The sequence below is a fragment of the Methylobacterium fujisawaense genome (genome assembly GCF_014138435.1).
In the GTDB taxonomy this organism is placed as follows: Bacteria; Pseudomonadota; Alphaproteobacteria; order Rhizobiales; family Beijerinckiaceae; genus Methylobacterium; species Methylobacterium fujisawaense.
The window spans coordinates 131,495-146,673 of sequence record NZ_JACJIM010000008.1 but is presented as its reverse complement, the minus strand read 5'-3'; the positions used below and the strand labels follow the sequence as shown (position 1 = coordinate 146,673).

The 15,179-nt window shown below is 76.6% G+C and carries 7 protein-coding genes; all 7 read right to left on the bottom strand.

Annotated elements, in window-relative coordinates; all coding sequences use genetic code 11:
* Positions 1–333: 333 nt before the first annotated feature.
* The 7 genes from GGQ91_RS23420 to GGQ91_RS23390 all read right to left on the bottom strand — a co-directional run bounded on the left by GGQ91_RS23420 (position 334) and on the right by GGQ91_RS23390 (position 15,178).
* Complete coding sequence (locus tag GGQ91_RS23420) at positions 334–1,083, bottom strand: sel1 repeat family protein (protein ID WP_182592951.1); 750 nt, start codon at positions 1,081–1,083, stop codon at positions 334–336.
* On the bottom strand, positions 1,080–2,894 hold the full coding sequence (locus GGQ91_RS23415; protein ID WP_182592950.1) for a reverse transcriptase family protein: 1,815 nt from the start codon (positions 2,892–2,894) through the stop codon (positions 1,080–1,082). The genes GGQ91_RS23420 and GGQ91_RS23415 overlap by 4 nt, the downstream gene beginning before the upstream one ends.
* Before the next feature lie 328 nt (positions 2,895–3,222).
* On the bottom strand, positions 3,223–4,887 hold the full coding sequence (locus GGQ91_RS23410) for an SWIM zinc finger family protein (RefSeq protein WP_182592949.1): 1,665 nt from the start codon (positions 4,885–4,887) through the stop codon (positions 3,223–3,225).
* On the bottom strand, positions 4,884–8,015 hold the full coding sequence (locus GGQ91_RS23405) for a hypothetical protein (protein ID WP_182592948.1): 3,132 nt from the start codon (positions 8,013–8,015) through the stop codon (positions 4,884–4,886). The genes GGQ91_RS23410 and GGQ91_RS23405 overlap by 4 nt, the downstream gene beginning before the upstream one ends.
* Positions 8,016–8,210: 195 nt before the next feature.
* Positions 8,211–10,151: an SWIM zinc finger family protein gene (locus GGQ91_RS23400; RefSeq protein WP_182592947.1), complete on the bottom strand. Its 1,941-nt coding sequence runs from the start codon at positions 10,149–10,151 to the stop codon at positions 8,211–8,213.
* A 9-nt stretch (positions 10,152–10,160) separates the two neighbouring features.
* A complete protein-coding gene (locus tag GGQ91_RS23395; protein ID WP_182592946.1) occupies positions 10,161–11,291 on the bottom strand; it encodes a VWA domain-containing protein in 1,131 nt (376 codons plus the stop codon).
* Positions 11,288–15,178, bottom strand: coding sequence for a DUF4132 domain-containing protein (locus GGQ91_RS23390; RefSeq protein ID WP_182592945.1), 3,891 nt, complete (start codon positions 15,176–15,178; stop codon positions 11,288–11,290). Before GGQ91_RS23390 ends, GGQ91_RS23395 begins: the two co-directional genes overlap by 4 nt.
* Position 15,179 lies beyond the last annotated feature (1 nt).

Genomic DNA, 15,179 nt, shown 5'->3' with positions numbered 1-15,179 from the left:
CCCCAGGCGACCGGCGCGCGCCGGGGGCCGCCGCCGGGCTCGGCCCGTCGAACGCCGCAGCCAGCGCCGCCGGCAGGGTGTCGATGATCGCCGCCGGCCCCTCGATGTCCCAGCCGATCACGCAGCAGCCGCAGCCGGTGCTGCGCACGCAGGTGAGCCGGCCGGCATGGGCCAGCATCCAGCGCTCCGCTGCGGCGACGTCGTCCGCCTCGTCCACCTCCACGCACAGGCAGGCGCGCCTGAGGCCCGGGGCAGGGGGACCGGCCGGCCACGGATCGCTCCGCCCGTAGAGGGCCCGCAGGGCCTCGGGATCCGCCCCCGCCTCGCCGGACATCACGGCGCGTCGTCCGCGCTGTCCGGCGGCGCGTCCATCTCGGCCACCTGCCGCTTGGCGAAGGCGCAGGCCGCGAAGTCCGGGTTGATCGCGCAGGCCATGTCGAACGCCGCCCGGGCGCGGGACGCCTCGGCGGGGACGCCCTCGCCCAGGCGGTAGGCCTGGCCGAGCATGGCGCAGCCCCAGGCGCCGCGCCGGTCGCAATCGAGGCGGAAGCTCCGGGCGAGGCAGGCGTCCGTGTCCGCGCGCGGCGCATCGCGGAAGGGATCGGCCGCGTAACCGCCGTTGCGGATCCCGGCGGCCCGGTTGGTGCAGCCCGCCGGAAACCCGCCCGCGCAGGCGAGGGCGTAGAGGCGCTCCTTGTCGAGGATATCCGGGACGTCGAGGGAATGGTGCTCGAAGGCGAGGGCGAGGTCGAAGCAGGCCGGCGCGTTCGACCACCGGGTGCAGAGCACGAAGCAGGCCGCGGGTTCGCGCGCGCAGCGGCGCTCGGTGGGCCGCCGGGGCGCGAAGGCCCGCCGCCAGACCGGGCGCTCCCGCGCGAAGGTGTCGGCCGGGCAGGCCGGGAAGCTGCGCAGCAGCGCCGGGTCCTGCCGCAGCGGCTCCCCGATCCCCGCGGCCTCCGCCTTGTTGAAGATGATCGCGCCGGGCGCCTCCTCGGCCCGGGCCGCCGGTCCGCGCGCGAGGGCGAGGGCCGCAGCGAGGCTGGCCAGGATTCGCCCGGCCAGACGGCGCCGGGGCGGGCTCACCGGCGCCGGCGCCAGCGGCGCAGCAGGCGTCGGAGGCCGAGCACCAGGGCGACCACGAGGACGAGCAGCCCGAGCGCCGGATGCAGCAGGGCGCCCGCCTGGAACAGGACGAAGACCCCGAGGACCACCTTCCAGGGCTTCATGGGGGCGTCGTCGGCCTCCGCGACCGTGCCGGGCGCGGCCTGCGCGGGGGCGACCGGCTCGGGTGTACCGAACCGCGGGCGCCCGGAGGCCGGCACGCCGCTGCGGCCCGGCACCGGCGCGGCAGCCGCCTCGGCCTCGGCCAGGATCGGGTCCGGCTCGGGCGCGGGACGGGGGGCCGGCGCCCACCAGCGGGCCAGGGGCATTGCTCCCCGCGCGGACCGGGCGCGGAAGTCCGGCTGCGGCCGCACCGCAGGCCGCAGCCCGTGGCGGTCCGCGAGGGCGCGGGCCTGCGCCACCAGCGGCGCACCGGTCTCCGGCGTGACCATCCGGACGAACTGCGCGAAGCCGACCGCGGCGCGGAGCACGTCGCCCTCGCCGGCCGCGCCCCAGCGCCGCCCGGCCGGCCCGTGCCGATCGAGCCCGTGCAGCAGCGCGCGGAAGCGGCGCAGGGTCTCCCGGGGCACGCCGACGCGCTCGTTGACGGTCAGCCCGGTCACCTCCTGGTGCCGGCCGCGGCGCATCACCCGGGTCTTGTCCGGATGGACGGTGAAGCCCTCCCCGGCGACGATGGCGTGGACGTATTTGAGCAGCGCGCCGACTTTCCCGGCGGCCGCGCCGGAGGCCGAGAAGGTCAGGTCGTCGGCGTAGCGCGTGTAGGTGAAGCCGAGGCTGGCGGCGAGGCCGGTGAGCCGGGCGTCGAGCCGGGTGCAGACGAGGTTGGTGAGCGCGGGGCTCGTCGGCGCGCCCTGCGGCAGCCGGCGGGGGCCCCGGGCGGCGTAGAGGCGCGCGCCGTCGATCTCGACCGCGTCCACGTCCGGCTCGGTGCAGAGCAGCGCCAGCACGGTGGCCACCGGCTCGGCGTAGCCCAGGCCCCGGAACTTCCCCTTGATCCGCCGGTAGTCGAGGCTCGGGAAGAAGTCCTTGAGGTCGAGATTGACCACCACGTCCCGCCCGACATGGGCGGCGGCGTTGGTGACGATCGAGCGGCCGGGCACGAAGCCGTGGGCCGCCCCATGCACGGGAACGTGGGCGAGGAGCGCGTCGAGGATCCAGTACTGCGCCCGCTTCAGCCGCGGCATCGGCGCCGAGATGCGGCGCAGGCCGCCCGCCTTCTTGGGGATGGTGAAGCACCGGTAATGGCTCACCGCACTGAGCGCCCGGTCGTAGGCGAGGAAGCGCAGCTCGCCGAGGCCGATCCCCATGGCCTCCGCCAGCGCCTTCGGGCTCGCCAGGGCGGGAAGACCGGGGGCGGGCCCCCGCGCGGGCGCATCCGCGTTCGCGAGGCCGGCCGAGACGCCACCGCCGAGATGGAGGATCTCCGCCTCCCGGCGGGCGTGCCACGCCTGCGCCCGGGCGTGGCGGTCGCGGGCGTTGCGCAGCTTCGTCTCGCGCCGCCGCTCCAGCGCCGCCGTCTTGCGGCGGCGATGCATCTCCTTGAGGGCGGCCTCGGGGTCGCGCCACGCCGCCTCCCGCCGGTGCAGATCGGCGAGGGCGCGGGCGATCTCGCCGCGGCGGCGGATCAGGTCCTCCGGCGGGTTGGGCTGCTCTGCCCCGTCCGGCCAGAATCCGAGCCGGATCATCTCCTCGAGGATGACCTCGTCCTTCGAGCTCTCGCGGATCCGGTCGTAGAGCTGCTGGCGGGTCAGGCTGCCGGGCTGCGGGCTCATCGGCGGCCTCCGGCGCGGGCGGCGGGAGGCGTGACGGGGGGAAGCGTGACGGGGGACGTCGGCCAGGATGCCTTCGTCAAGTCTCGGGACTGGCCCGGTCCACTCGACGCCGGCACGACCACCGGTGCGCGTTTGGGTTCAGCGAACCCAAACCGCGAACGCGCACCGGTGGTCAGTGCCGGCCCAGTGAAGAGCGGGCCAGTGACGCTTTGCCGGGCAGGGTGCAGGGACGGCGAATCGCCGCCCGAAATGCAAGGTCCGCCCCGGCCGACGCCCCTCGTCACGGTCAGGATAGGCCAGGCTTGCGGCCGCATCAATCGGGTCTGCCTCACGCCTGCCACCGCGCCGGCTTGCCCTCGACCTGGGCGTGGAAGAAGCGGCGCACGGCCAGCATGTGCGCGCAGGGGCCGCGGGTGAGCCGGCTGTGGGTGTAGAAGCCGCACTGGCAGGTGCCGCCGACCATGCGGTCGTCGGAATCGAGCTCCACCGCGGGCGTCAGGCTCCGGCCGTCATCCAGCACGGTCCCGCTCAGGCGCCGCCGGTCCCCCGCCTGCTCGACGGGCCCGAGGGTGACGAGCCCGGCCGCCAGGAACCGGTCGGCCTTGGCCTCCTGCTCGGAGGCGAAGCGCAGGGCGCCCGGCGCTAGTGGCTCCCGGGTCAGCTCCCGCAGGCGGTAGACCCGCTTGTCGAGGTCGAACATGGCGCGGCCCGCCTGCACGTAGCCGCCGAGCGCCGCCTCCACGGTCGACCGGTCGAGGCCGGTCTCGGCGGCGAGTTGCCCGGTCCCGGCGGCGTGGTGGCGCCGGAGCGCCGCGAAGACGCGGGCGGCGGTGTCGGCCTCGACCTCCCCCCGGGGGGCGAGCAGGTCGAACTGCCCGGCCCGGGACCAGTCGTTGGCGGTCCAGCCCGACAGGCCGAGGGTGAAGCGCAGGCCGCCGAAATCCACCACCGCGAAGCTCGGCAGGCCGGTGCCGAGGAGGTGCAGCCGCACCGACCGGGCGAGCGGCAGGGTCCGGGCCAGGATCGCGAGGCGCCGCCGGCCCCACAGGCGGATCTCAGCGGCCTCGCCGCCGCGGTAGATCGAGCGCCGGAAGGTCAGCCGCTCGTTCCAGGGCTCGATCAGCACGCTGACCGGCCGGCCGGGCTCGAGCAGGAACCGCAGGGCGCGCGGGCCGTGGCGCTCCCGGCGCGCGGCGAGGCGGGTCAGGATCGCGTGCATGTCGACCGGGTGCAGGTCCACCACGTGGGCGGGCTGCGCCATGGCGCTCGACACCTGTAGGAAGCCCCCCATCCAGGAATCCGGCAGCTCGATCTTGTCCTCGCGATAGGCGGCCTCGCCGGAGGTCTGGACCGCGAAGCCGGTCGGGTCGATCGCCAGCTCGGTATCGCGGTAGCTGCGGATCTTCTGGAACTCGTCGTAGAGGGCGTGGCTGTAGTCGATGTTGGTCGTGCCGCAGGCCATGTCGCCGATCCGCGCGAAGGTGTCGTGGTCGCAGGACAGGCGCCCGTAGCTCGATTCGTCGAGGCTGAACGCTTCGAAGAAGACCTCGTCCGGATGGACGGTGATGACCGGGTCGAGGACGATCCAGGCGTCGAAATTCTCCCGGTAGAGGTAGTCGAAGTACCGCTTCCGCGCGTCGTAGAACGGCCGCATCACCGCGTCGGAGCGGGCCGCGATGTCCCGGTGTTCGGCGCGCAGCGCCTCGATCTCGGCGCGCAGGCTGTCCTTCTCGGCGAGGGCCTCGGCCAGGAGTTCCTGCTCGTGGGCCTGGAGCCACGCGAAATAGGCGGTGCGGTCCTTCGGCTTGAAGCGCAGGTCCGACACCACGACGTGATGCAGGGCCGAGATCGCCTCGCGGAACGGCAGGTGTCGCGCCACCGTCCCGGCGAAGTAGGTCGGCTCGCGCAACGTGTCGGGGACGAAGCCGAGCCGGGTCGCGTCCGCATCCGAGACGGCCCGGCTCTCGCCGAGGTAGCGATGGACGAAGTTCATCGAGCCCCTTCCGAGACGGGTGCCGAGGGAGAGATGGGCCCCCGCACCTCCGGCGGCCGCCGGACGAGGGGCACGGCGAGGCCGGGATGGGCCTCGGCGATGTCGCGCAGCGCCAGGATCGCGGCGCTGCGGTCCCGGGCCGTGCCGCTCAGGGTGAGATCGGCGAAGAGCGGCAGCAGCGCTTCGGCGCGGACGCGGCTGCGCAGGGCCTCGGCCCGGAGGAAGGTGGCCATCCGGTCCTTGGCGACCCGGCCCCGCAGCACCTGCAGCATCACGATGCGGGCGAGGGGGATCAGCCGCGCGAAGGCCGCCTCGCTCGCCACGGCCTGCTCGGTCAGGAGTTCGGTGAGCAGGAGATGCATGGACGGAGCGGGGTGCTCCAGCAGGCGCAGCACCTGCCCCTCCGCATCCTCGGGCCGGAGCCGGCTGCGCAGGAGATGGCGGGCGAAGGCCAGGACCTCCGGCTTGACGCTGTCGGTGACCACGGCGAGCGCCCCGGGCGTCCAGGCAGCCTCCGGCCACGTTTCAAAAAAGCTGCGGGCGAAGGCGAGGGTGTCGGGCCAGTCGCTCTCCACGAGGAGCACGGCCTCGGCCGCCGCGGCCTGGAACCGAGCCGGGTCGGCCGCGAAGGCCGCCATCGCCCAGTCCCGCACCGCCCGGTACGGGTGGCCGCCGAGCCGGGCGATCTGGCGGACGCTGAAGGCCGCGGGGCGCCGGTCGGGCAGGAGGGCGGCGCCGAGGCGGCGGGCGCCGTCGGCGCGGGCCTGCAGCAGGCGCCACAGGGTGCCGTCGTCGAGGGCGGCGCATTCCCCCGGCAGGGCCTCGCGCAGCAGGGCCACGACGTCGGCGGCGTAGGCGTCGTCGGGGGCCGCGCGAAACAGGCTGCCGATCAGCTCCCGGGCGAGGCGGGGAGCGAGACCCGGATCCGCCGCCGCGAGGCGCGCCACCAGGGGCCGGGCGGCCTGCCGGACGGCGCTGCCGGGCCCGCTGGCGAAGGCGACGATCCGCTCGGCGTAGGGTCCGAGCCGCGCGTCGTCGAGACGCGCCAGCAGGACCAGGGCGGCAATCCGGATGTCCTCGGAGCCCGTGCCGATCAGCGCGTCCCAGCTTTCCGGGGGCAGGCCGTCGGCTCCGGCAGGAGACTGCGCCAGGAGCGCGAGGCCGGCCGATCGGGTGGCGGCGGCCGGGTGCGCGATCAGGGCGGCGGCAGTCTCGGGCTGCACCGGCAGGTCGTGGTCCGGCCACAGGAGGGGCAGGGCGGCGCGCAGGGCCCGGATCGCGGCCGTCGCGGCGGCGTCGGGCTCCGGCGGCATCGCCCGCAGCCACGCCACCAGCCGCGCGACCAGGGGCGCCGCGAGCCCTGGGGGCAGCGCCCGGGCGAGCCCCGGGACCGCCGCCTGGACATCCGGCTCCGGGCTCGTGAGCAGCGCGGCGGCGAGGTCCGGATCCGACCAGACGACCGGCGCCCCGGCCTCGAGGCGCCGCAGGGCAAGCGCCCGCGCCTCCGGCAGGGCTGCGGCCAGCAGCGCCGCCACCAGGGCGGCGAGGTCGGCGGAATCGGCGATCCCGGCGGCGAGGCGCGCCTGGGCGATCTGGAAGGCGAAGGTCCGCACGGCGTCGTGCGGGGCCGCCAGGAGGCGCCCGATCGCGGCGGCGTCCAGAGCCGCGCAGGCCCCCGGGTCCGCGCGCAGCACCCGCAGCCCCAGCCGCGCCACCGGCTCGATCCGCCCCTCGGCGGCGAGGCGGAGCGCCAGGTCCGGACGGGCGCTCCAGAGATCCGGGAAGGCCTCGTCGCGCCGGTCGGGATCGACGGCGCCGGTCTCCAGGAAGGTCAGCGATCCCGTCCGCGGCCGGGCCTCCGGGGCGTGGCGGTACAGGAGCTGGCTCGCCGTCCAGTTGCGGCCGAGCGGTCCCCGTGCCCGCGCCTGCCGGCCCCAGGTCCCGTCCGGCTTGCGCCCCCAGGCGGTCCAGCGGGTCGGGGGGTCGAGATCCTCCGGCCCGAGGGCCAGCAGGAAGCCCGTCGCCAGCGCGGTGAAGGCCGGGTCGCCGACGGCGCCGCGCTTGCGCAGGGCGCGCCAGATCCGCCGCTTCATGTAGGCGCGGGTGGCCGTGGACAGGCCGAGCCGCGCCTCCGGGCCGTGGCGCGCCGCGTCCACCGCGACGTAGCGCCGGAGGTCGGGGACGTAGGCGTGGCTCCGGCCGGCCTGGTACATCGCCTGCGCGGTCTCGAAGCGCTGGGCGGCGGCGCCGAACAGGGCGGCATCGTCGGCCATCTCGGCGTGCTTGAACAGGCGCCGCAGGCCGATCAGGTAGGGTGGCCGCGCCGGCAGCCGGAGGAGGGCGGCGCAAAGCGTCGCGTGCAGCGCGGGCCGCCCCTGGGCAAGCCGGCCCAGCGCCACCAGGGCCGGCCCGACCCGGCCGGGATCATGCCGGGCGAGGCCGTCCAGCGCCCCGCACAGGCCGTCGACGTCGCCCGCCTCGGCCGGCCGGGCGACCATGCCGGGCAGGTCCGGCTCGGCCTCCGGCGGGCGATACGCCCCGGTGAGCGGGGCGGCCAGGGCGAAGCGGGCGAGGTCCCGGACGACGCTTCCGGGGGCGTCGGCGGCGATCGCGTCCAGGATCGGGCCCGCCTCCGCGCCGGCCGCCCGGGCGAGCGCCCAGACCAGAGCGTAGCTCGCCTGCGCCGGACCGAGGGCCCGCGCCAGGTCGATCAGGTCCGGGGCGGCCGCGGCCAGCCGCAGCTCGCCGATGCGCCAGAGCAGGCGGTCGCGCTCCCGCTCGGGCCAGCGCTGGTGCAGGCAGGCGGAGAGCCGCGCCCGCAGCACGGCCGCGCGCCCGTCGGCCGACGGCTCCGACGCGGCGGAGGGCTCCAGGCCGTCGATCCGCCGGTAGCCGCCGTTGATCTTCGCGACGATCACGCTGTCGAACACCCGGGCCGCCGCCTCGGCGGTGAGGGGCTGGGGTGTCTTGGAGCCCTCGCGCAGGGTCGCGCCGCGCCGGCCGTAGCGTGTGTTGACGAAGTAGCGCTCGGGCGTCCCGAGGGCCTCGTTCTCGATCAGATCGACGTCGTAGACCTTGTCGGAGGTGGCGTCCCGCAGGTGGAGGCGCGCCGCGCGGACGACCCTCATGCCACCGCGTGGGCGTGCGGGCCGCGCGCCGGACGAACGGGATGGCCCAGGCCTGGGCGACGATCGACGGATCCGCGCATTCGGGCTCCTCACGCAACGATCGGGACGGGACGGCCGGCGAATCACGGCGCCCGAAACCGCGGCAAGCTGCCCCAGGGCGCCGGATGGGGCAACCGCGTCCCCACGATTCCGTGATCAGCCCTCCGCCGGCCCGGGATCATCCCGCATGGCGGCGACCCAGAGGGCAGCCCGGGCGAAAGGATCGGGCTCCGCGCCCGGGGGGGCCAGGGCGGCGGCGAGGAAGGCCGAGAGCCGCGCGGCGGTGGCGGGATGCCCCGCCGCCGCGAGGCGCGCCACGAGGTCGGCCCCGCCGGCGCGGGCGTTCGCCGCGAAGGCCCGCCGCCCGGCATGGAGGGCGTTCGCCAGGAGTGCCGCCGCCTCGTCGAGGAGCGTGGCCGGCCCCAGGTCCGGTGCCGGCGGGATCGGGTGGCCGGCGCCGTCCGGGGCGGCGAGGTCGGGCACGACGAGCCGGTCGACCGACACCGACCAGGGATCGCAGACCAGGGCCCCGTCGGCGATCCGCACCGGGCCGGCGACCTGCCGCACCGGTCCCCAGCGCCCCGAGCAGGCGCCCGCGAGGGCGTCCAGGGCGTGCGGCGCGGCGGGGTCGTAGGCGCGGGCGAGATGCAGCGTGCCGCCCGCCTCCGGCAGTTCGACGGCGGCCTGCCACGTCTGGGCGCCCGGTGCCCAGGCCTGTCCCAGGACCGCATCGACGGGGAAGACGTGGAAGGCCTCCAGCCGGTCGCGCGGCCGCAGGAAGGCCGGCGGCCGCTCGGCCAGACGGCGCAGGATCGACGGGACGTCCCGCGCCGCCAGGGGGGCCGGCACGGTCACGCGGGCGTCCCGCGGCAGCAGGGCCGTGCGGCCCTGCGCGCCCCGGCCGAGGGCGAGGAGCCCGTCCGCCCGGCGCCGGGCGACGCTGGTCAGGATCTGGCCCTGGCCGGTGCCCGAGACGGACAGGCCCGATCCCAGGAGCCGCCCGGGCAGGCTGCCGACGAAATCCACCTCGGCCTCGCCCGGCGCGAAATCGCGCTCCAGGGCCAGGAGCGCGCCGGTATCGGTGTCGGCCAGGGCGACCCGGGCGCTGGCGCCGCGCCCGCGGGTGAGGAGCCGGGCGCCCAGGGAAACGAGGCGCGTCCTGCCCATGGCGGTCTCGTAGGGCTGGCCGACGCCGAGGGCGGCCTCCCCGCCCCGGACGCGGCCGAGGAGTTCCGTGGCGAGCGCCAGGACCACGGCCGCGTCGTAGGCGGCGTGACGCCCGGCATAGGCCGCGAGTTGCCCGGCCAGGTCCGCCTCGGCCAGCAGGATCTGCGTGGCGCCCCGCCTCTCGGCCACCCGCCGCAGCCGGACGAGGGCGGCGTCGTGGGCTTCCGGACCGGATACCACCCCGGCCTCCAGCAGGCCGGCGACCACCCGGTCGGCGGCCTCCGCGAGTCCCTCCTCCGCCGGCCCCGCCTCCGCTCCGGCCGGCGCCGCCCCGCCCAGGCGGATCTCGGCGGCGCCCCCGGCCGCCCGGAAGGCGCGGATCGCCAGGGCGACGTGGGCGCAGCCGCCCCCCGCCGCGCAGTCGCAGCGGGCGTAGCCGACCGCGTCGGGCACGAGGAAGCGCACCGTCGCGGTCGGGAGCCGCGCGGCCGGCACGGCGCCGCGCTCCAGCCCGACCGTGATCCCACCCGCCAGGAGGCGCCGCAGCTCCGCCGCCGCCGCGCCGCCGAGCCCCGCCTCGAAGGCGGCGCCGTCGAGGCTGCCGGGATCCCAGGCGACCGCCGCGGGTGCGGCTGGCTGCGCCGGTCCATCCGCGACCGCCGCGGCCCGGTAGGCGACGACGAGGGCGACCCGGTGGCGGCACATCCCGCTCGCCGGGCAGGTGCAGCTGGCCTCGCCCGGGGGCCGGCCGGGGCCGAGCCGCGTGACCGTGCCGTCGGCGAAGCGCGCCTCGACGGTGCCGTCCTCGGCCTCCGCGAGGGCCGGCCCCTGGCCGGCGGCCACCTCGCGCAGCGCGCGCTTCACCAGGCCGGCATTGGCGAGCTGGACGAGGCCGTCATCCGTGAGGGCGCGGAGGTCGGGGCGGGCCATCGCCGCGGCTCAGCTCCGGATCGCGGCGGCGAGCCAGCCGGCGAGTTCGCCGGGCGTCATCGCGGCGATCTCGGCACCGGCCGCCACGAGCCGCTGGGCCATCGCCCGGTCGTAGGCGGGCCGGGCCGCCGAATCGAGGGCCGCGAGCCCGAGCACGCGGGTGCGCTGGCCGGAGAGCGCCCGCACCTGAGCGACCAGGGCGGCCTCGCTCGCGCCCTCGTAGAAGTCGGAGACCAAGACCACGATCGCCCGCTCCGGCGCCGCGATCAGGCCGGCCGCGTAGCCCAGGGCCCCGCCGATATCGGTGCCGCCGCCGAGCTGGACCTTCATGAGCAGCTCGCAGGCGTCGTCGCAATCGCGGGTCAGGTCCACCACCGCCGTGTCGAAGGCGACGAGATGGGTGCGGATGCCGGGGAGCTTCCACAGGCAGGCGGCCATCACCGAGGCGTGGATCACCGAATCGAGCATCGACCCGCTCTGGTCGACGAGCAGGATCACCTGCCAGGGCCGCATCTGCCGCCGGTTCCGAGCGAAGAAGTGCAGCCGCTCGACGGTGATCCGCCGGCTCTCGGGATCGTAGTGGCGCAGGTTGTCGCGGATCGTCCGGTTCAGGTCGAGGTCGCGGGCGCCGGGCAGGCGCGTGTGCCGCCGCCGGTCGAGCACCCCCGAGAACGCCACCGCGAGGTCCCGGGCCAGCCGCTCCATCAGCTGCCGCACCACCTCCTGGACGAGCTTGCGGGCCATCACCAGCACGTCGGGCGCCATCAGGTGCTTGGTGCGCAGGACCGCCTTCAGCAGCGTCTCGTTCGGCGCGACCCGGGCCAGCACCTCGGGGTTCGTGACCACGTCGTCGATGGCGTAGAGCTCGATCGCGTCGCGCTCCAGCCGCTCGATGGTCTCGCGGGGGAAGAGCGTGTGGACCGCGTTGATCCAGCCCGGCACCGTCAGGGTCGAGCCCTCGCGGCCGCCCTGGCGCCGCTCCCCCCGCGCCGTGCCGTCGGCGTCGCGGCCGTAGAGCCAGTCGAGGGCCTGATCCATGGCGGCGGCCTCCCCCGACAGGGCGCAGCCGGCCCCCGCGCAGGCGGACTCCGCCGCCTCGCCCAGGATGAGCCGCCAGCGCGTGACGGGGTCGAGGCTCACCGCAGCCGCGTCCCGGCGAGGAGGCTCGGTCCGCGCAGGAGCTCGCTCGCCGTCACCGGCGCGAGCGCGCCGAAGGTCCGCTGGCCCGGCTCCGTCCGGTTGCTCCAGGGCGAGCCGAGGGTCAGGTCGCCGAGGGTCTGCTCCCGGTCCTCGAACTCCACCGCGCCGGTGAACAGGCCCTCCGAGAAGATCAGCGAGGCCTGGCCGGCGGCGCCCCCCGGGAAGGTGACGGCGCGCTCGATCCACCAGACCACACCGCCATCCTGCGGTGACCCGAGGGGCCAGCCCTTCGCGGCCATGCCGCGCAGGCGGTTGGCCTCCACCACGGTCCCGGCGAAGCGGCTCGTGGTCGATGCGGCCGCCTCGGCCTCCGTGAAGGCGTAGGTCTCGCGGGCGAGCTGCGGGAAGGGCTGGACGATCTCGTAATCGCCGAACAGCGCCCCCCAGGCGGCCAGCGCCCCGGCATCGAGCTGCAGGGGATGGACGAGGCCGATCAGGCCCGGAGCCGCCCCGGTCAGGTCGAGGTCGAGCGGCGCGTCGTCGGCATCCGTGAAGGTCAGATCCTCCGCCACCCGGAAGGTCAGGCCCGGGCCGGTCCGCGGGTCGGCATCCGCGAAGGTGGCCCAGACGAGGCGCTGGGCGAGGTGGCGCACGAGCGGGTGGGCGGCGAAGCAGGGGCCGAACACCGTCGGCTGGACCCGGCGGGCGCCGGCGAGCATCGCCTCCAGGCGGGCCACCTGCAGGCTCGCCACGGCCCGCGCGTCCTTCTTCAGGGCACCCCAGCGGGCCACCGCCGCCGCGGCCTTGCCGGCATCGTCGGCCTTGGCGGGCTTGGGCAGGTCCTTGAGCCTCTGGCCGGCGGCGTCCCGGACCCAGGGCTTCAGGGTCTCGTCGAACCCGACCCGGAAGCCGCGGGGGCCGAAATCGAGGTCGAGGCCGCCGCGCTCGTCGAGGTCGAGGTCGGGGGCGAGCCGGTCGGCCAGCTCCTCGGGGGTGAGGCCGCGGGCCTCGGCGAGCTGGGCGATCTTCTGCCGGGCCTTCTCCTGGAGCCCCTTGAACTTCAGCTTCTCGGCGATGCCGTTTAGGTTCATCAGCGCGACGTCGGTGCCGATATCGACCAGCACGTCGAGTCCGGTGACCGCGCGGGCGTGGGCGGCCTCGCCGGGCCAGCGGCGGATCAGGCGGGTCAGGTCGCGGGCCGTGGCGTCGGTGCCGAACCAGCCCAGCGCGCGCAGGGCCCAGCCGTCCTTCGAGGGCGTCCCGGCGGCGATCCAGGCGGAGAACAGGTCCCACGCGAAGGCCGCGAGGCTCGCCTCGGTGCAGGCCTCGCGGACCATCGGCACGCCGGCATAGACGGCGTCCGGGTTGGTGAAGGACAGCATCTCGCAGAGGGTCAGGATCGCCGCGTCCGGCAGGGCGGTCCCGTCCCGCAGACGCGGGCGGGTCAGCATGGACGGCACGACCCAGGCGGGCGGCTTGCCGACCTTGGCGGGGACGCGGGCGAGGGGATCGCGGTCGAGCACCTGCGCGACCGCCTCCGTCACGTCCGGTGCCTGGTCCGCGTAGCGCGCGGCCACGGAAGTGATGATGGCGCGGCCGTCCGCCCGGTCCTGCGCCAGCACGCGCAGGGCGTGCTCGCCGGCGTCGCGCAGCGCCCCGGGCCGGCCCACGGCGTCGGGCAGCAGGCGGATGAGGGCGGTCTCGGGATGGCGGCGCAGCCAGGCCAGCGCTGGCTCGCGGGCCTTCTTGAGCTTCGTGAGGGCGCGGGCGGCGGGCACGGCGAGACGGCCATCGTCCACCGCCAGGACCGCCGGCAGGAGCCCGACCGGATCGGCCTCGACCAGCCCGACGAGGCCCGGCATCGCCCGCTCGCCGAACCGCGACAGCATCGCCCACACGATCTCCGGCCATTGCGAGACGTGGAAGCATCCCGCAACGACGCGCGACTGGGCCCAGATGGCGAGCGCCAGGGGCTCGGGCTGCCGCTCCAGGCTGCCGACCAGTTGGCGATAGGGCGAGTTCGCCCAGTAGCGGCAGGCCTCGTCGATCTGGGCGACGCGGGCGGCGACCCAGGCGATCAGGGCCGGCGGGTCGTCGCGCGGCGGCTCGGAGAGCGGGGGCGGGATCCGGCTCCAGCCCTGCGTCGGATGGGCCAGCTCGGCGGCCGTGACGAAGGCCGGCAGGGCCTCCAGGCCATTGAGGGTCACGGCATTCCGCTCCCGCCAGTAGCTCGGCGCCACCTCCGGCACCGCATGCGCGAACGGCGTCGGCAGCGGCGTGAGGGCGAGGACGAGGTCGTCCCGGGTCCGGGCCTTGGCCCGCCAGGGCGGGTCACGCAGCACCCGCGGCCAGGCGGCGGGCTCCGCGAGGGGCACGGCGCGGGCCTCCGCCAGGGCTTCAAGGATCCCCCCTCCACGCCCGCCTGACGCCGCGAGCCAGCCGCGGACCCGGTCGATCCCGTGGATATCGAGCGCCCGGTTCACCCGGGCGCGCAGGGCCGGCTCCGATCGGCCGCCCGCGAGGGCGGCGAGGCAGCGGGGCAGGATCGCGGCGGGATCGGCCTCCAGTGCCGCGTCGAGGGCCGCCGCGACGGGCTTCTCGTGGAGATGGGGCAGCAGGGCCGGCAGCGCGCCGGCCTCCCCCGTCGACAGGATCGCCAGGGCGACCGTCCGGCGCTGGTCGTCGGTGGCGTAGTGCAGCAGCCAGTCGAGGGGCGGCAGGGCCGGCTGCCCGGCGGCGCGGGCCACCGCCAGCAGGGTCGCGGCCGCCTCGGCCGCGTCGACGGCGCAGTAGACGAAGTAGAAATGGTAGCTGCGCTTGGTCCGCCAGGGCGCCACCGCGTCCGGCGGCGCATCGGCGAGCAGCGGCACGAAGGCCGTATCGGCCGTCACGTCGATCCCCGCGGAAGCGGCGGCTTCGAGCACGGCGCGGGGCTGGAGCGGGTGCGGGGCGGGCCGGTCGTCGGCCAGGATGAACGCGCAGGCGCAGGCCGCCGGCCAGTCGTGATCCTCGGCGATCCGCGCATTCAGGAACGCGACCGCGGCGTCGTAATCGGCCTCCGGGGCGTGCACCAGGGCGGCCCGCAGGGCGAGGTGGAGCGGCTCCGCCCAGGACAGGCGCTGGTAGGGGCGCGGCGTCTTCGGGGTCGGGCGGCGCCGGTCGGCCAGCCGGGCGACGGCCTCCGTCCCGCCCCGGGCCACGGCGTAGCGTAGGATCGCCTCCAGCGCCCGCCGCAGGATGGCGTCGCCGGTGGCGGCCCGGGACGGATTTCCGTGTCGGCGCGCCTCCGCGGCGTCGACGATCGCGTCCAGCCAAGCGGCGAGGCCGTCCCGGTCCGGCGGCGCCCCGGCGAGGCGCGCGGCCTCGGCATCGCCGAGCGCGGCCGCCAACGGCGCCGCGATCGCCCGCCAAGCCTCCGCCGCGTCCGGGCGCGGACCGGGGCGCAGGCGGGTCGGCAGCGGCACCGCCTCGAAGACCGCGGCCGGGTCGGGGGGCGGGACGGGCTCCGCCGGGGCAGCCGGCGGGGGCTCGGCGGGCGGCGGGGCGGCCGGCTCCGCGGCCCGCTCCGCGGCTGGCTCGACAACCGTCTCGCCGGCCGGCCCGGACGCCTGCGCCGGGGCGGGCTTCCTGGCGGCGGCGGTCGGTGCCGGGGCGGACGCCGCGGCCGGGGCGGGCGCCGCTCCGTCGGCGCGGACGTAGCCCTTGGCGGTCTTTTCGCGGACGAGCTTGTCCTTTTCCTTCACGGCCGCGGCCGCATCGGCGCAGGTCTTGTCCTTGCTCTGGCCCTGGGTGCCGAGGCGCCCGAAGCGGACGGTGAGCGTCGGGCCGGAGACACCGACCTCCCAAAATTTGGCCGCGCTGCCCTCGACCAGCTCGTAGCGTTCCATG